The organism is Sphingomonas sp. BL-S-28 (genome assembly GCF_055521515.1).
The window spans coordinates 3,740,630-3,758,830 of record NZ_CM145484.1 but is presented as its reverse complement, the minus strand read 5'-3'; the positions used below and the strand labels follow the sequence as shown (position 1 = coordinate 3,758,830).

Annotated in this window: 13 protein-coding genes; 11 read left to right on the top strand and 2 right to left on the bottom strand. The window is 64.4% G+C overall.

Going from position 1 to position 18,201, the window contains the following annotated elements; all coding sequences use genetic code 11:
• Positions 1-38: 38 nt before the first annotated feature.
• Both ACZ1JC_RS26155 and ACZ1JC_RS26150 read left to right on the top strand, forming a co-directional pair.
• Entirely contained in the window at positions 39-3,224 is a 3,186-nt protein-coding gene (locus tag ACZ1JC_RS26155) for an efflux RND transporter permease subunit (RefSeq protein WP_465137383.1), read from the top strand.
• A 17-nt stretch (positions 3,225-3,241) separates the two neighbouring features.
• Entirely contained in the window at positions 3,242-4,651 is a 1,410-nt protein-coding gene (locus tag ACZ1JC_RS26150) for an efflux transporter outer membrane subunit (protein WP_465137384.1), read from the top strand.
• An 81-nt stretch (positions 4,652-4,732) separates the two neighbouring features.
• On the opposite strand, the gene ACZ1JC_RS26145 is transcribed toward ACZ1JC_RS26150, so the two are convergent.
• Together ACZ1JC_RS26145 and ACZ1JC_RS26140 are read right to left on the bottom strand one after the other, a co-directional pair.
• A complete protein-coding gene (locus ACZ1JC_RS26145) occupies positions 4,733-7,165 on the bottom strand; it encodes a TonB-dependent receptor (protein WP_465137385.1) in 2,433 nt (810 codons plus the stop codon).
• A gap of 253 nt (positions 7,166-7,418) precedes the next feature.
• Positions 7,419-8,732, bottom strand: coding sequence for an MFS transporter (locus ACZ1JC_RS26140; protein WP_465137386.1), 1,314 nt, complete (start codon positions 8,730-8,732; stop codon positions 7,419-7,421).
• Between the two features lie 196 nt (positions 8,733-8,928).
• Here ACZ1JC_RS26140 and cyoA point away from each other — a divergent pair, with 196 nt between their 5' ends.
• The 9 genes from cyoA (at position 8,929) to ACZ1JC_RS26095 (ending at position 18,187) form a co-directional block, all read left to right on the top strand.
• Positions 8,929-10,215, top strand: a complete 1,287-nt coding sequence (gene cyoA / locus ACZ1JC_RS26135; RefSeq protein ID WP_465137387.1) for a ubiquinol oxidase subunit II — start codon at positions 8,929-8,931, stop codon at positions 10,213-10,215.
• A 6-nt stretch (positions 10,216-10,221) separates the two neighbouring features.
• The gene (gene cyoB, locus ACZ1JC_RS26130; RefSeq protein WP_465137388.1) at positions 10,222-12,228 is read left to right on the top strand and encodes a cytochrome o ubiquinol oxidase subunit I; all 2,007 of its coding nucleotides are present in this window, start codon (positions 10,222-10,224) and stop codon (positions 12,226-12,228) included.
• A gap of 3 nt (positions 12,229-12,231) precedes the next feature.
• Complete coding sequence (cyoC, locus tag ACZ1JC_RS26125) at positions 12,232-12,876, top strand: cytochrome o ubiquinol oxidase subunit III (protein ID WP_465137389.1); 645 nt, start codon at positions 12,232-12,234, stop codon at positions 12,874-12,876.
• Entirely contained in the window at positions 12,876-13,256 is a 381-nt protein-coding gene (gene cyoD, locus ACZ1JC_RS26120) for a cytochrome o ubiquinol oxidase subunit IV (protein WP_395327817.1), read from the top strand. The genes cyoC and cyoD overlap by 1 nt, the downstream gene beginning before the upstream one ends.
• A 22-nt stretch (positions 13,257-13,278) precedes the next feature.
• Entirely contained in the window at positions 13,279-14,019 is a 741-nt protein-coding gene (locus ACZ1JC_RS26115) for an SURF1 family protein (RefSeq protein ID WP_465137390.1), read from the top strand.
• Positions 14,007-15,320 (top strand): ATP-binding protein, encoded by a 1,314-nt coding sequence (locus ACZ1JC_RS26110; protein WP_465137391.1) that lies wholly within the window; start codon positions 14,007-14,009, stop codon positions 15,318-15,320. The genes ACZ1JC_RS26115 and ACZ1JC_RS26110 overlap by 13 nt, the downstream gene beginning before the upstream one ends.
• Positions 15,321-15,349: 29 nt before the next feature.
• Entirely contained in the window at positions 15,350-15,901 is a 552-nt protein-coding gene (locus ACZ1JC_RS26105; RefSeq protein WP_465137392.1) for a response regulator transcription factor, read from the top strand.
• Positions 15,902-15,924: 23 nt separating this feature from the next.
• Positions 15,925-16,854, top strand: coding sequence for a LysR family transcriptional regulator (locus tag ACZ1JC_RS26100; protein WP_465137393.1), 930 nt, complete (start codon positions 15,925-15,927; stop codon positions 16,852-16,854).
• A gap of 97 nt (positions 16,855-16,951) precedes the next feature.
• Entirely contained in the window at positions 16,952-18,187 is a 1,236-nt protein-coding gene (locus ACZ1JC_RS26095) for an amidohydrolase family protein (RefSeq protein WP_465137394.1), read from the top strand.
• Positions 18,188-18,201 lie beyond the last annotated feature (14 nt).

Here is an 18,201-nt window from a genome sequence, read left to right as displayed (position 1 = left end):
CCATACCGTGACCGCTCCCCCCAGAGGGGCACATTCCCATGCGATTTTCCCGGTTCTTCATTGACCGGCCGATCTTCGCGGGCGTCATCGCGGTGCTCATCACCGTGGTGGGTGCGCTTGCGTTCTTCGGCCTGCCGGTCAGCCAATATCCCGACATCGTCCCACCGACGGTGACGGTGACCGCCCAATATCCCGGCGCTTCCGCCGAAACCGTTGCCGACACCGTGGCTGCTCCCATCGAGCAGGAGATCAACGGCGTCGACAACATGCTCTACATGAGTTCGCAGTCCACCGGTGACGGCAAGGTGACGATCACCGTTACCTTCAAGATCGGTGCCGACCTCGATGCCGCGCAGGTTCTGGTGCAGAACCGCGTCGCCGTGGCCGAACCGCGCCTTCCCGAAGCGGTGCGTGCCATGGGCGTGGTCACTCGCAAGACCTCGCCAGACTTCCTGATGGTCGTGAACCTGCAATCGCCCGATGGCTCGCTGAACCGCGATTACCTGTCGAACTATGCGCTGACGCAGGTGAAGGACCGCCTTGCGCGCCTTGACGGCGTGGGCGACGTGCAGCTGTTCGGCTCGCGCGACTACGGCATGCGCATCTGGATCGATCCCAACAAGGCCGCCGCCATGAACCTGACGGCGGGTGAGATCGTGGACGCGCTGAAGGCACAGAACGTGCAGGTTTCGTCCGGCTCGATCGGCGCGCCGCCGTTCGACAAGGGCAATGCCTATCAGGTCGGCGTCGAGATGCAGGGCCGCCTGAACACGCCCGAACAGTTCGCGGATATCGTCGTGCGGACCGATGCCGATGGCCGTCAGGTCCGCGTGCGCGACGTCGCGCGTGTCGAGCTGGGCGCGCAGGACTACACCACCAACACCTACCTTTCCGGCAAGCCCACCGTCGTGATCGCGGTGCTGCAGCGTCCGGGCTCGAACGCGCTCGACGCCGCCAAGGCCGTGCGCGCCGAGATGGACGATGTCGCCAAGTCCTTCCCCAAGGGCCTGGAATATTCGGTGATCTACAACCCCACCGAATTCATCGGCCAGTCGATCGACGCGGTCTATCACACGCTGTTCGAGGCGGTGATCCTGGTCGTGCTCGTCATCCTCGTCTTCCTCCAGAACTGGCGCGCGGCGGTGATTCCGATCATCGCGATCCCCGTGTCGCTGGTTGGCACCGCGATCATGCTCGCGGCGGTCGGATATTCGCTCAACAACCTTTCGCTGTTCGGCCTTGTCCTCGCCATCGGTATCGTCGTCGACGACGCCATCGTCGTGGTCGAGAACGTCGAACGCTATATCGAAGAAGGCATGAAGCCGATCGAGGCCGCCCGGCGCTCGATGGACGAAGTGACCGGCGCGCTGATCGCCATCGTCCTGGTGCTCTGCGCGGTGTTCGTGCCGACGCTGTTCATCACCGGCATGTCGGGGCAGTTCTACAAGCAGTTCGCCGTCACCATCACCACGGCGACCGCGATCTCGCTGCTGCTCTCGCTCACGCTTTCGCCTGCGCTTGCCGCACTGCTGCTGAAGGACAAGCATGGCCTTCCTGCCAATGCCCCGCGCTGGAAGCAGGCGCTGCAAGGCGCGGCGGACAAGTTCAACCACGGCTTCGACCGGATGAGCGATCGCTATGCCGCGCTGACGCTCAGGCTGGTGAAGGCGCCGGTGAAGATGATGGCGACTTATGCCGCCCTGATCGCCGCCACCGTGGGCATGTTCTGGGCAACGCCGACCGGCTTCATCCCGCAGCAGGATCAGGGCTACTTCCTGGCCGCGATCTTCCTGCCGCCGGGCTCCTCGCTCAGCCGCACGGATGAAGTGTCGCAGGACGTTGCCAAGCGTCTGCTGCCGATCAAGGGCTTGCGCGGTGCGGTGATGTTCGCGGGCTTCCACGGCCCGTCGCAGACCGCAGCGCCCGACGCCGCCGCCATCTACTTCCCCTTCAAGAGCTTCGAGGAGCGCAAGCAACTCGGCGTCACCTACGAAGGCATCATGGCGCAGGCGCAGGAGGCCATGAAGGGCTACGACAAGGCGCAGGTCCTGCTGATTCCGCCGCCGACCATCAACGGCATCGTCCCCCCGGGCGGTTACCGCATGATCGTGGAAGACAAGGAAGGCCGCGGTCTGGGTGAACTTCAGAAGGCAGCCGGCGCCCTGATCGCGCAGGCCAACCAGCAGCCGCAGCTTCAGCAGGTCTACACCCTGTTCAGCATGAACACCCCGCGTGTCTATGCCGACGTGGACCGCCGCAAGGCCGACATGCTGGGCGTCTCTCCGTCCAAGATCTTCGAAGCGATGCAGGTCTACCTCGGTTCGTCCTACATCAACGACTTCAACCTCTTGGGCCGTACTTATCGCGTCACCGCGCAGGCCGATGCGCCCTATCGCGGATCGACGGCGGATATCGCCAACCTCAAGGCGCGTTCGGACTCGGGCGCGATGGTGCCGGTCGGCTCGGTCGCGACCTTCAAGGACGAGACCGGACCCTACCGCGTGGTGCGCTACAACCTGCACCCGGCGGTGGAAATCGACGGCAGCTATGGCAAGGGCTACTCCTCGGGCCAGTCGCTGGCGACGATGGAGAAGGTGGCGGACGAAACGCTCCCCTCGGGCTACGGCCATGAGTGGACGGGTATCGCCTATCAGCAGGCCACTGCGGGCAACACGGCCGGAATCGTCTTCGGCATGGCGGTGCTGTTCGTCTTCCTGGTCTTGGCTGCCCAGTACGAGAGCCTGACCCTGCCGCTGTCGATCATCCTGATCGTGCCGATGTGCCTGTTCGCGGCCATGCTGGGCGTGAACTTGCGCGGGATGGACAACAACATCCTCACGCAGATCGGTCTGGTCGTGCTGATTGCCTTGGCTGCCAAGAACGCGATCCTTGTGGTCGAATTCGCCAAGCAGGCCGAGGATGAGCGGGGCTACTCGCCGGTGGAAGCAGCCGTCTATGCGGCCCGCACCCGCCTGCGCCCGATCCTGATGACCTCGTTCGCCTTCATCCTCGGCGCGGTGCCGCTGGTGATCGCGAGCGGTGCAGGCGCCGAGCTTCGCCAGGCGCTGGGCACGGCGGTGTTCTTCGGGATGGCTGGCGTTACCGCCTTCGGCCTGCTGTTCACGCCCACCTTCTACGTCGTCTGCCGCAAGCTCGCGGCGGCCCTGCGGCGCAAGCCGAAGGAACCGCAGCACGAGAGCCATGCGGTGATCCCGGCGGAATGAAAGGACGGATGATGTCCATGAATATCAAGACCATGGTCGCGGCACTTCTTGCCGCGACCAGCCTCTCGGCCTGCGCCGTCGGACCCGACTATGTCGCGCCGACGCCGCCGGCCACGGCGAGCGCGCCCTTCGCGGGCGTCCAGTCCGCCGAAGTGACCAATGCCTGGCCGGACGACAACTGGTGGCGGCTCTACAAGGATCCGGTGCTGGACGGTTTGGTGGCAGACGCACTGGCCGCCAATACCGATGTCCGCGTGGCGGTGGCCCGGATCGAGAAGGCGCGGGCGAACTTGCGCGGTTCGAAGTCCGACGCGCTGCCGCAGACCGGGATCGACGCCAGCGGTACCTATGGCCGGGTTTCGGAAAGCCAGGTGCTACCGGGCTATGATCGGGAAGGGCGCCGTGTCGATGGCGAGCTTTCGGTCAATTACGAGCTGGACCTGTTCGGCCGGGTGAAGCGCGGGATCGAGGCTTCGCGCGCCGATCTCGCCGCCGCGCAGGAGGATGCCGATGCGGTACGGGTGACGGTCGTTGCCGATACCGTGCGCGCCTATGTCGATGCCACCAGCTCGGCCGAGCAGATCGCGGTGGCGCAGGATACGGTGGCGCTGCTCGACAAGTCGGAGCGGATCACCAATGCCCGCTTCGAGCGCGGCCTGAACCAGAAGCTGGACGTGATCCGCGTGACCCAGCTGCGCGAGCAGCAGGCGGCGGCGATCCCCAGCCTTCAGGCGGCGCGCGATGCGGCGCTGTTTAGGCTGGCGACACTGACCGGGCGCACGCCGCAGGATCTGCCGGCTGCAGTGCGCGATCGGACGACTACGCCCGATGTCGGTCAGCCGATCCCGGTGGGTGACGGCGCCACCTTGCTGGCGCGCCGTCCGGATGTGAAGGCGGCCGAGCGCCGTCTGGCCGGTGACACCGCGCGGATCGGCGTGGCGACGGCGGACCTCTATCCCCGGATCACGCTGGGCGGCTCAGTAGGCACGACGGCGGTGGGCGCGACCGATATTCTTGGCGGTGGTCCTCTGCGTTGGCTGATCGGGCCGATGATCTCCTGGGCCTTCCCCAACCAGGAAGCCATCCGCGCGCGGATCGGCGGGGCACGGGCCGATGCCAAGGCCGATCTCGCGACTTTCGACGGCACCGTGCTGACGGCGCTGCAGGAGACCGAAACGGCGCTTTCCGCCTACCGCAACGCGCTGCTGCGCAAGGACCGGCTCGCCTCGGCCCGCGATGCGGCGAAGCGTGCGGCGGATGTCAGCATGGCGCGGCAGAGCAGGGGGCAGATCGACTCGCTCGACGTGCTCGATGCGCAGCGCACCTTGGCCGGCGCCGATGCCGACTATGCGGCAGCGACGCGCGCGGTGGCCTTCGCGCAAGTGGACCTGTTCCGCGCGCTGGGCGGGAACTGGCAGGAAACCTGACGTTTCCGCGTCGTTTTCCTAAAGAGAAAGGGGCGGCAAGGCTGATGCCTTGCCGCCCCTTTTCGTGTGCGTTTGCCGCTATCAGCGCGAGCCGAAGGCGTAGCGCACGTTGATACCGAATTCACGCGGGATCGTGGTGGTCACGCCCGTGTAGCTGCTGGTGTAGGTCGCCGCCGTCGGGGTAGTGCTGATGCCGCCCGTCGGGGTGAGGTTGAGCTGCTGGTACGCCGTGTAGAGCGGTGTCGTACGGGTCAGCGTTTCGGTCGTGTTGAAGACGTTCTTCGCATAGAGACCGATTTCCCAGGCACCGTCATCCGCGCGCAGACCAGCGAAGAGGTTCACCAGCGCATAGTCCGGCACATCGTCGTAGATGTTGGTCGGATCGCCCTTCGACTTGCCGTAATAGGTCAGCAACCCGCGAACATAGGCGCTGCCGCCCTTGATGACCCCGAAGCTGTATTCGCTCTGCACCGTGGCGCTGAACGGCGCCTGGAAGCCGGAACGCTGGTTGACCTGGCACGAAGCGATATTGTTCGTGCCGACGGCCTGCTGCAGCTGGTCCAGCGTGGGCGCGCTGGTGACCGCATCCGGAACGCCATCGCCGTTGAGATCGTTGCACGGGATAGTCCCGTTCTTGATCTTGCCCATCGAGTAGCTGGCCTGCGCGCTGAGGTCCCAGCCCTTCAGAACGGTGTAAGTCACATCGCCTTCTACGCCGTTCACTTCGACCGGGACGGCGCCCACGAAGTTGAAGTTGTTCACCTGCTGGGCAAGGCTGGTAACATTGCCGGCAGCATCACGGACGGCCACGGTGTTGATGTAGAACACGCCGTTGCCCGGCGCACGGTACGGGTAGTTCTTGAACTTCTGGTGATAGCCGGTGAGGTTGAAGCGCAGCTGCCCGTCGAGCAGCGTGGACTTCATGCCGATTTCATACGACTTCGAGGTTTCTGCCGGCAGGTGCAGGAACGAATTTTCAAGAGCCGACGGGGTGATGTTGAAGTCACCCACAACGTCGATACCCGGGCGCCAGGAGCTACCGGTCGACGCGTAGACCATGAAGTCGTGCGAGAAGTTGTACTTCAGCGATCCGCTGTAGATCCACTTCTTCTCCTTCTGCGGGCGATCGGAAATGACATTGCCGCCCACCGTCAGGATGTTGTTATTGTTGTAATCGATATGGCGCACGCCGCCGGCAAGTTCGAAACCGCCGAAATGCGCGGTCAGGTTGCCGAAGAACGACTGTTCGTGTGACTTGCCTTCGCTCTGGATCGGCGTCTGGACGATGCGGGCGATGCCGCCGTTCAGCTGCGGCACGCCCGGAACGAAGGGCAGGCGCAGGATCGTCGGGTTGTTGAGCGAGGTATCCGGATGGTTGCGGTTGTCGAAGAAGCCGACGACGTAGTCCAGCATCCCGAACAGGCGCTCGTCGTTCTGCAAGCGAACTTCGTGCGAGGTCGAGGTCGAGAACGTGTCGGTGACCTGATTGACGTCGCCCGCGAAAAAGTTGCCGTCATCGACGTTGTCGGTCGAATGGATCTTCTGGGTATAGTGCTGGCCCTGATAGATCAGGCGCTGGCCCCACTGGCTCGCTTCGGCGCGCCAGTTGTAGATGTCGAAGCCCTGGCGGATGACGCGCGGCTCTTGCTGGATCGATCGGCGATCCTTGGTCGAAATGAAGACCGGGCTGGGCATGGCGTCGGGATTGGCTTCGGAGAACGAGGCGACCTGATCGTAAGTGCGGCCCTGAACGTCGATGCGCTGGTACATGCCTTCGAAGCGCAGCCAGTCGGTCGGCGTGACGAGGGCCGAGATGCGGCCGCTCTTGGTGCGCCAGAACGGATCGGGATTGTTGTAGATCGAACGGACGCGGTCGCCTTCGTTCTCATCCCATACGCCGGCGGCGCGGATCGCGGCAATGCCCTCGATCACGGGCACGTTCAGCGCGCCCTTGAAGTTCAGCGTGCCGATGTTGTTGGCGGTCATGTCCATGACGCCGCCGAACGAATAGAGATCGGGCTTCTTGGTGGTGACGGTGATCGAGCCCGAAGGCGATGCACGGCCGCGCAGCGTACCCTGCGGGCCGCGCAGCACTTCGACCTGACCGATGTCGTACATCTGCTGCAGTACGACGCCGGCCGTGGTCGGCGCGTCGTTCATGTAGAATTCGACGGTCGGATTGTTGCCGCTGGCGTTCACGTCGAAGTTGATGCCGCGCATCGTGGCGTTGCCGCCGATGCCGTTGGCATTGGTGGTCAGTGAAAGACCCGGAGCCAGCGTCTGCACTTCCTTGAAGTCGCGCATGTTGAGCTTGGAGAGGTCATCCGCCGTTACGGTGTCGATCACCGCCGGCACGTCCTGCACGTCTTCGTCGCGGCGACGCGCGGTGACGATGATGACGTTGGTTGCCTCGTTGGCAGTAGCTTCCGGCTGCTGTTGTTCCTGAGCTAGGGCCGGGGAACTGACCCCCAGAAGCCCGACCGAAGCCAGCAGAAGCTGCTTGTAAGCGCGCATGAACTCTCCCTCCATTTTATATCGATTTTTCTTGCGCGTATGGGTGCTAGGCGGGGCGCTTCATTGTCAAATGAAATGCCTTCATTTTTACCAAACTACGGCAGGGCGTTATTTGAACAGGTGGTCAAATCCGGACAAGTGGCGGAAATTTCCGGTTTTCCCCTCTATGAAACAGAGTGGATCAGACTGATTAAGGGCAAAAAAAGGGGCGCCGGAGCGCCCCTTTTCCGAATCTGCAAAGAATCTCCTGCCGTCAGTTGCGGCTGGCCAGTCCCTTGTTCAGCCAGAGCGCTGCCAGCGTGGCGAGCGCGCCCGAGAGCAGGTAGCCGCCCGAGGCGATCAGGCCGAAGTTGGCCGAGAGCAGCAGCGCGGCCAGCGGCGCGAAGCCGGCGCCGAACAGCCAGGCAAGATCGCTGGTGAGCGCGGAGCCGACATAACGGTGCTCGCTGGCGAAGCCCGAGGCGACGACACCCGACGACTGACCGAAGGAGAGGCCGAGCAGGATGAAGCCCAGGATCATGAAGGTGATCTCGCCAAGCGGGCCGGCATCCAGCAGCTGCGGTGCGAAGCCCGAGAAGACGGCGATGCCGACGGCGCAAGTGCCGAGCAGGTTGCGGCGGCCATAACGGTCCGCAATCACGCCCGAGGCGACGATCGCGGCGACGCCGAACGCGGCGGCCACGGCTTCGATCAGCAGGAAGCCGGTGGGCGAATCGTTGGTGAACAGGAACACCCACGAAAGCGGGAACACGGTGTCCATATGGAACAGCGCGAAGCTGGCGAGCGGGGCGAGGGCACCGACAAGGATCGTGCGCCATTCGCTGCGGATCGTCGCCGAAACGCTGACTGCCTGAAGGTCGCGGGTGGAGAACAGGGTCTCGAACTCGTCGGTGACGACGATGCGCAGGCGGGCGAACAGGGCGACGACGTTGATCGCGAACGCCACGAAGAACGGATAGCGCCAGCCCCAGTCGAGGAAGTCGGCCGCAGGCAGTTCGCGGATCATATAGGCGAACAGCAGGCTGGCGACGATCAGTCCGATCGGCGCGCCGAGCTGCGGGATCATCGCGTACCAGCCGCGCTTGTTCTCAGGCGCGTTGAGCGCGAGCAGCGAGGCCAGACCGTCCCAGGTGCCACCGAGCGCGAAGCCCTGGCCCAGGCGGAACAGCATCAGCAGCCAGATCGAGGTGGCGCCGGCCGAGGCATAGGAGGGCAGGAACGCGATCGCCGCGGTCGATCCGCCCAGCATGAACAGCGCGATCGTCAGCTTGGTGCCGCGGCCATAGGCGCGGTCGATCACCATGAAGATCAGCGAGCCGAACGGACGGGCGACGAACGCCAGCGCGAAGATCGCGAAGGAATAGATCGTGCCGGTCAGCGCATCGACGAAGGGAAAGAACAGCTTCGGGAAGACCAGCACCGAGGCGATGGCATAGACGAAGAAGTCGAAGAATTCCGAGGTTCGGCCGATGATGACGCCGATGGCGATCTCACCGGGGGAGGGCTGGTGATGCTCCTTGAACGTCGGCAGGCCCAGGGCGTCTCTGGACTGGGGTGTGCTGGTCATTTCGATTCTGCGGCCTTCGTCTCGGGTCCGGTCGCGACCCACGCGGAACGCGCAAGGCCGGTCGCGGACGAATCAAAGCGGACGCGCGAAAACGCCCGTGTACATGGTGGGGCCCTATCGGCATTGATTGGCGTCAAGGGGATTGGACAAAATGTCCTATGTTCGCACTCGCGGCATCGGCTTAGGCGCTCCACCCATGCGCCCACCCGAGTCCAGACCGAAGCCGCGGCACATGCCCGCGCTCGCCAAGATCGCTGCCGCCCTGTCCCTGACGGGTGCGCTGTCCGCCTGCAATGCCGTCGTGCTGCACCCTTCCGGGGATGTCGCGCAGCAGCAGGGTGACCTCGTCGTCGCCTCTACCCTGCTGATGCTGCTGATCATCGTCCCCGTGCTGGCGCTCACCGGCTGGTTCGCCTGGCACTATCGTGCCGCGAACCGGACCGCGAAGTACGACCCGCACTGGGATCACTCGACCCAGCTCGAACTGCTGATCTGGGCAGCGCCGCTGCTCATCATCATCTGCCTTGGTGCGCTTACCTGGGTAAGCACCCACCTTCTCGATCCCTACCGCACCATCGGCCGCATCGACGCCAAGACCCCGGTCGCCGCCGATGTGAAGCCGCTGCAGGTCGAAGTCGTCGCGCTCGACTGGAAGTGGCTCTTTATCTATCCGGAGCAGGGCATCGCCACGGTGAACGAACTGGTCGTGCCCACCGGCCGCCCGCTGCAGTTCAAGATCACCTCGGCGAACGTGATGAACTCGTTCTACGTGCCTGAGATGGCCGGCCAGATCTACGCGATGCCCGGCATGGAAACGCGCCTGCACGCAGTGATGAACCGCGCCGGCGATTCGGTCGGCTTCTCGGCCAACTATTCGGGCGCCGGCTTCTCGCACATGCGCTTCGCCACCCATGCGCTTTCCGATGCGGACTTCACAAATTGGGTGAAGAACGTGCAAACCGCCACTCCGCAGGGCGGGGCTGCCGGTTCGGACGATGCCAATGCCGGCACGCTTGACCGCACCGCCTACCTCCAGCTCGAAAAGCCGAGCGAAAAGGTGCCCGTCACCCGCTTCGCCGCCGTTTCGCCCGACCTTTATAACGCCATCCTCAACATGTGCGTTCAGCCGGGCAAGATGTGCGCCAGCGAAATGATGGCCATCGACGCACGCGGCGGCCTGGGCAAGGCGGGCATCCGCAATGTCGAGATGCTGTCCTACGACCGCGGCGGCCGCGAAGCCGTTGCCGCCGTCAACCCTTCCGCCGCTGTCCAGCGCGAACTCGCCTGGGTCCGCGCGCTGTGCCGCCAGAACCCCGGTTCCGCGCCCGATCACTCGGTGAAAGCGCCGTCTTCGATGAAGACGCTTTCGGGCGCCGGCATTTCTGAGCCGCAGGAAGCCGTGCCTTTCCTTTCGCGGGATAAGGAAGCGCTTGCCGCTCCCATCTCCATGCCCGCGCATTCCTCCCAGATTTCCCGGAACTGACAGAACATGGAAGCCGTAGACCATTCGCACTGGAGCCCATTATTGGGCCGCCTGTGGTGGGACGCCCTGCCACAGGAACCGATCGTGCTCGCCACTTTCGTCGTCGTCGCCCTTGGCGGCGCGGCGCTGGTGGCCGGCCTCACCTATTTCAAGCTCTGGGGTTATCTCTGGAAGGAATGGTTCACCAGCGTGGACCACAAGAAGATCGGGATCATGTACATGATCCTGGGCCTCATCATGTTCCTGCGCGGCTTTGCCGACGCGGTCATGATGCGCATCCAGCAGTCGATCGCCTTCAACGGCAGTGAGGGCTACCTTACCGCCCACCACTACGACCAGGTCTTCACCGCCCACGGCGTGATCATGATCTTCTTCGTGGCGATGCCTTTCGTCACGGGCCTCATGAACTACATCGTGCCGTTGCAGATCGGCGCGCGCGACGTCTCCTTCCCGTTCCTGAACAACTTCAGCTTCTGGATGACGACGGCGGGCGCGGTGCTGGTCATGGCCTCGCTGTTCATCGGTGAGTTCGCGCAGACCGGCTGGCTGGCCTATCCGCCGCTGTCCAACCTGGCGTACAGCCCGTGGGTCGGCGTCGACTACTATATCTGGGCACTGCAGATCGCCGGTGTCGGCACGCTGCTTTCGGGCGTCAACCTGATCGCGACCATCGTCAAGCTGCGCGCGCCGGGCATGACCATGATGCGCATGCCGATCTTCACCTGGACCGCACTCTGCACCAACATCCTGATCGTCGCTGCCTTCCCGGTGCTGACGGCGGTGATGGCGATGCTCTCGGTCGACCGTTACCTGGGCTTCAACTTCTTCTCGAACGACTTCGGCGGTTCGCCGATGATGTACGTCAACCTGATCTGGATCTGGGGCCACCCCGAGGTCTACATCCTCATCCTGCCGCTGTTCGGCGTCTTCTCCGAAGTCACCGCCACGTTCTGCGGCAAGCGTCTGTTCGGCTATTCGTCGATGGTCTACGCGACGCTGGTCATCACCATCCTCTCGTACCTCGTCTGGCTGCACCACTTCTTCACGATGGGTTCGGGCGCGAGCGTCAACTCGTTCTTCGGCATCACTACCATGGTGATCTCGATCCCGACCGGCGCGAAGCTCTTCAACTGGCTGTTCACGATGTACCGTGGCCGCATCCGGTTCGAACTGCCGATGATGTGGACGGTCGCCTTCATGATGACCTTCACCATCGGCGGCATGACCGGCGTTCTGCTCGCGGTGCCGCCGGCCGACTTCGTCCTGCACAACTCGCTGTTCCTGATCGCCCACTTCCACAACGTCATCATCGGCGGCGTGCTGTTCGGCATCTTCGCGGCGATCAACTTCTGGTGGCCCAAGGCCTTCGGCTTCAAGCTCAACCAGTTCTGGGGCAAGGTCAGCTTCTGGCTGTGGGTTCCGGGCTTCTGGTTCGCGTTCATGCCGCTCTACATCCTGGGCCTGATGGGCGTTACCCGCCGCATGCGCGTGTTCGACGATCCGTCGCTGCAGCCGTTCTTCATCGTTGCCGCTTTCGGCGCGCTGATGATCGCCGGCGGTATCGGCGCCATGCTTCTCCAGTTCGCCGTGTCGATCTGGAAGCGTGAGGAACTGAAGGACGAAACGGGCGATCCGTGGGACGGCCGTACCCTTGAGTGGTCGACCAGCTCGCCGCCGCCGGAATACAACTTCGCCTTCACCCCGATCGTGCACGACATCGATGCCTGGGACGATATGAAGCGTTGCGGCGTCGAACGTCCGACCGCCGGCTTCCGCCCGATCCACATGCCCAAGGGCACCGGCACCGGCATCATCCTTGCCGGCCTGTCGACCGCGCTTGGCTTCGCGATGATCTGGTACATCTGGTGGCTCGCGGCCGTGTCGTTCCTCGGCGTGATCGGTTACGCGATCTTCCATACCTTCAACTACAAGCGCGATTTCCACATCCCGGTCGAAACGGTCGAAGCGACCGAGGCCGAGCGGACGCGCCAGCTTGCAGCCGCAGGAGCCTGATCGATGACTGCGACTGCAACCGAAATGAAGACCCCGCTGACCCAGCCCCAGCTTCAGGCCGCGTTCTACGACCTGAACGAGCATGACCATCCCGAAGGCGGCAGCACCATGCTGGGCTTCTGGATGTACCTGATGAGCGACTGCCTCATCTTCGCCATGCTCTTCGCCGCGTTCGGCGTGCTGGGCGGCAACTTCGCGGCGGGTCCGGGGCCGAAGGATCTCTTCGACCTCAAGCTCGTGGCCGTGAACACCGCGATGCTGCTGTTCTCGTCGATCACCTACGGCTTCGCCATGCTGGCCATGGAGAAGAACAAGGTCGGCGCGACGCAGCTCTGGCTGCTCGTCACCGCCGTGTTCGGCGCGGCGTTCCTGTCGATCGAACTCTACGAGTTCCATCACATGATCGCCGAAGGCGCGACGCCCATGCGTTCGGGCTTCCTCACCGCGTTCTTCTCGCTGGTGGGCACCCACGGCCTTCACGTCACCTTCGGCCTGATCTGGCTGTTCACGCTGGTCATCCAGGTCGGCACCAAGGGCCTGATCCCGGCGAACAAGCGCCGCCTCATGTGCCTTTCGCTGTTCTGGCACTTCCTCGACGTCATCTGGATCGGCGTCTTCACCTTCGTCTATCTCATGGGAATGCTGTGATGAGCGACCACGTCCACCCCAACGAGCACGTCGACGACGTGCACGCCAGCGGCCATGGCACGATGCGCGATTATGTGATCGGCTTCCTGCTCTCGGTCGTCCTCACCGCCATCCCGTTCTGGCTGGTGATGACCGGCGCCATCGCCGACAAGTCCACCACCGCACTGGTCATCATGGCCTTCGCGATGGTGCAGATCGTCGTCCACATGATCTACTTCCTGCACATGAACACGAAGGCCGAGAATGGCTGGACGGTCATGGCGCTGATCTTCACGATCGTGCTCCTTGTGATCACGCTCTCGGGTTCGCTGTGGGTCATGTACCACCTGAACCACAACATGATGCCGATGAACGCGCACGACATGGGCCAGCTGCCCTGATCGTCACGGTTTCACGCGTATCATGCACAAGATGATCGAAACCAACGAAGCGCGGCGGCCCTGGGGGCTCGCCGCGTTTCTGTTGTTGGCCATGGCGGCATTCGTGACGCTGGGCGTCTGGCAGGTGCAGCGCCTGCAGTGGAAGCACGCGCTGATCGCCCGCGTCGACGCGCGCGTCCACGCCGCGCCGATCCCGCTGCCTGCCGACGACCGGCTGGCGCGCGTGAAGGGTTCGGACCTCGACTATCTGCGCGTTTCGCTTCAGGGTCGGTATCTGGGGAAGGCGACCGCGCTGGTGCGGGCCGCCACCGATCTGGGCACCGGGTACTGGACGATGACGCCGCTGCGGCTTGAGGATGGACGGCAGGTTTGGGTGAACCGCGGCTTCGTGCCGGCGGGCACTACCGCCAAAGTCGCCGCCGCGACCACGCCGGAGGGTCCGGTTTCCGTCACCGGCCTGCTGCGTTCGGACGAGCCCAAGGGCAGCCTGCTCCAGTCCAATCAGCCGCAGGTCGACCGCTGGTACTCGCGCGACGTCAACGCCATGGCGCAGGCGCGCGGCATCGGCGCGGTCGTGCCGGCCTTCGTCGATGTGCAAGTGGAACAGGCAAACCGTCCCAAAGGCCTGACCCCGGTGCCGGGGCTGACCCAGATCCACTTTCCCGACAACCACCTCAGCTATGCGCTGACGTGGTTTGCGATGGCGGCGATGTCGGCCATGGCGCTGGTCTTCGTCTGGCGCCGCCGCCGATGGAACGGCTGATCGATCTGTTCGCGCCGAGGGGGCTTCCGGGAAGTTCCGCCAGCCGCGCGAATATCGTCCTGCTTACGCAATTGCGCTGGACCGCGGTGATCGGCCAACTTGTCACCATCGTCACCGTCCAGCAGGTGCTGGGCGTGAAGCTTTCACTGGCGCCGCTGCTGCTGGCACCGCTGCTGCTGATCGTGGTCAATCTCGTTTCCGCCAGCGTGGTGCTGCGAAGACAGTCGTTCTCGCAGGGGGAGCTATTCTCTGCGCTGATGATCGATGTCGTGGCGCTGTGCTGGCAGCTCTACCATTCGGGCGGGGCGACCAATCCGTTCACCTTCCTGTTCTTGCTGCAGATCGTCATCGCCGCCGTCATTCTGGACTTGCGCTGGAGTTCGCTGGTGGCGGTCAACGCCTGCCTCTGCGTGCTGTTGCTGACGTTCTACTACCAGCCGCTGCGCCTGCCGGTGCAGCACGTGGGTGACCCGTTCCAGCTCTATATCTACGGCAGCCTGCTATGCTTCGTCCTGGCGGCGGTGCTGCTGATCGTCTTCGTCGCCCGCCTCGACCTCACCCGGCGCGAGAGCGATGCCAAGTTGGCCGCGCTGCGCCAGCAGGCGGCGGAGGAGGACCACATCATCCGCCTGGGCCTGCTCGCCTCCGGCGCGGCGCATGAACTGGGCACGCCTCTCTCGTCGATCTCCGTCATTCTCGGCGACTGGACGCACGAGCCGGCGATTGCCGAAGATCCGGACCTTTCGGCGGACCTTGTCGACGTCCGCCGCGAACTCGATCGCTGCAAGACCATCGTCAGCGGCATCCTGATGTCGGCCGGCGAAATGCGCGGTATTGCGCCCGCCGTCACCACCTTGCGCGGTTTCATCGGCGAGATCCTCGAAGAGTGGCGCCCACGTATGCCGGGCGAGTTGCGTTTCCTTGATTCCATCGATGAGGATCGCTCGATCGTCTCCGATCCGGGCCTTCGGCAAGTGATCGGCAATGTCATCGACAATGCCGTGGAAGTCTCGCCCGACCTTGTGGTGATCGAGGCATGGGTGGAATCCGGCCGCCTCGTCCTGACAGTCAGCGATCGTGGCCCCGGCTTCGATCCGGACATCCTGCCGCGCGTCGGCCAGCCCTATGCCTCCACCAAGGGGCGCGACGGCGGAGGGCTGGGGCTGTTCCTGGTGGTCAACGTGATCCGCAAGCTGGGCGGCAAAGTCGCGGTCGACAATCTGCCCGATCGCGGCGCAAGGGTGCAACTTGCGATTCCCCTTGCTACACTGGCCTATGAGCCCAGAAAGGGCGACGAATAAGCCGGGGCCCCCTTTTGACCGAGCCAGCCATGACAGAGAGTGCCGCGAGCGACGCGGAAAGTGCCACACTGCTGATCGTCGAGGATGATCCCACCTTCGCGCGCACTCTGCGCCGTTCGTTCGAGCGTCGGGGCTATCTGGTCAGTTCCGCCGCCAGCCCGGAAGAAGTGGAAGGGCTCTGCGCCGCCGCCGATTTCGACTATGCCGTGGTGGACCTGAAGCTGGGCGCCTCATCCGGCCTTTCGGTGGTGCAGACGCTGCACGCGCGCTCGCCCGAGACGCGGATCGTGGTGCTGACCGGCTATGCCTCGATCGCGACGGCGGTGGAGGCGATCAAGCTGGGCGCCTCGCACTACCTCGCCAAACCGTCCAACACCGACGATATCGAGGCGGCTTTCGCCAGCGTCGATGGCGATGCCAGCGTGCCGGTGGACGGGCGCAAGAGTTCGATCAAGACGCTGGAGTGGGAGTATATCCACCGCACCTTGGTCGAATGCGAATTCAACATTTCCGAAGCGGCGCGCCGTCTGGGCCTCCATCGCCGGACGCTGGCACGCAAGCTCGAAAAGCGTCAGGTCTAGGCGGGAACGGGGAGGGGGGACTCATGGCTGACCATTCCGCGCCCAGAAAGGCGCGCCTACCTGCGGTCGATCCGCGCGCGTTGCTGACCTTCCGCGCGGTCTGCGAAACCGGATCGATCAGTGCGGCGGCGCGGGCGCTGAACCTGTCGCAGCCCTCGGTTTCCAACACCATCGCCTTGCTCGAAAGTCGCCTTGGCACCGTTCTGTTCGAGCGCGGGCGCGGCGGCATCGTGCTGACGCGCGAGGGGCTGGTGCTGCAACGCCGCTCCGAGGCGCTGGCCACGCTGCTGGCCGATGCGGTGAGCGATGTCGAACATGCCCGCCACCGCATCTCCGGCCCCTTGCGCATCGGCGGCACCCCCGGCGCGCTGCTGACCCTGCTGCCCGGCGCGATCATGCGCATGGAAGCGGCCGTGGGCGATTTCGCGCTCAGCGTCGTTGAACGGCCCGACGCCGAACTGCATGAGATGCTGCGGCAGGGCGAGATCGAACTCGCGATGGTGACGACGCGCATCGAATCCATCCCCGAAGGCATGGTGGAAGTGACCGCCGCGCGCGATCCTTTCGCGTTGATCGTCGGCCGTCACCACGCCGCGCTGGGCGACCGTGTTTCGCTGCGCGAGGTCGAAGGGCTGCCATGGGTCCTGCCCGAAGCGCGCGGGGCGTTCCGCCGTCAGGTCGATGCGCTGTTCATCGCGGCGGGCGTCTCGGTGCCGCGCATCACGATCCGCTGCGACTCGTTGCTGACCACCCGCGCCATCGTGCGCGATACTGACCGTGTGACCGTGCTGCCGCGCACCGTCGCGCTGGACGGCACTTCGGACGGCTCGATCCGCGCCATCGCCATTGCCGAGGCCGTGTTCGAACGCAGCGTCGGCGTGCTGCGGATGGAAGGCGGCGCCCTTTCCCCGCTGGGCGAGGCGATGCTGGCGGCGCTTCCACCCGTTCCATAGTTTTTGACTATGGTGATCCGAAATATCATTATTTTACTTTGGATGCGCTGACCCGCTAAATCGCTCTCAACTCGAAAGACAAAAACGGGAGAGAGCGATGCGGACCCTGATCCGCGATGTATCCATCTTCGACGGCAGCGGCAGCGCTCTCCAGACCGGCTCGGTGCTGGTGGACGGCGAGCGGATCGCCCGCGTGGCTTACGGTGACGACGCATTGGCGGGTGAAACTGCCGATGTGGCCATCGACGGGCGCGGCAAGACGCTGATGCCGGGTCTGGTCGACGCGCACACCCACCTCACCTGGGGATCTTCGGTCGAGAAGATCTACCACCAGTTCATCCTTCCGCCCGACGAGCTGAAGGTCGCGGCCTGGCGCAATGCGCGCGTGCTGCTCGATCACGGCTTCACCTCGATCTACTCGGCCGGCGCGCTGGGCGACATGATCGAGCCGGAACTCGCTGCAGCCATCGCAGCGGGCGAAACGCCGGGGCCGCGCATGGTCCCCTCCACCCTCGAACGCAGTCCGGAAGGCGACGAAGGCGTTGAGACCGGCGACGTGTTCAACGGCCGCGGGCCCGATGCGATGCGCAAGTTCGTGTCCTACTGCAAAGACGAGGGCGTCCAGTCGATCAAGCTGGTCGTCTCCGGCGAGGATGCGCTGAAGCCCGGTTCGGCGATGCAGGTGCTCTACACCCGCGAGGAAATGCTGGCGGCCGGAGAGGCCACGCGCGAGGCGGGCATGTGGATCGCCACCCACGCCTATTCGCCGGAAGCCATCGGCCTCGCGCTCGATGCCGGTGCGCGCATTCTCTACCACTGCTCTTTCGCGGACGCGGCGACGGTTGACCGGATGGCGGCGGACAAGGACAAGTTCTTCTACGCGCCCGGTCCCGGCGTTTCGGTGGCGGCGATCGAGGCCAATCCGCCGCCGCATGTCGACATGACGCATATGAAGGCCAGCGCGCATGAGCGCATGAGCCTTGAAGGCAAGCTGGTGCCCGAACTGAAGGCGCGCGGCGTGCGTATCCTGACCGGTGGCGACTACGGATTCCCGTTCAATCCGCATGGCCGCAACGCTCGCGATCTGGAGCATTTCGTCCAGTACTTCGGCTTCACCCCCGCCGAGGCGCTGCGCTCCGCCACGCAGTACGGCGGCGAGCTGATGGGTCTTGAGGTCGGGCTGGTGAAGGAGGGCTGGCTGGCCGACCTGCTGCTGGTCGATGGCGATCCCACGGCGAATGTCGCGGTGCTGCAGGATAAGGACCGGCTGACCGTGATCATGAAGGGCGGGGCATTCCACAAGGCGCCTGCCGAGATCGAAACGACGGGTTAAATCAGGGGCTAAAT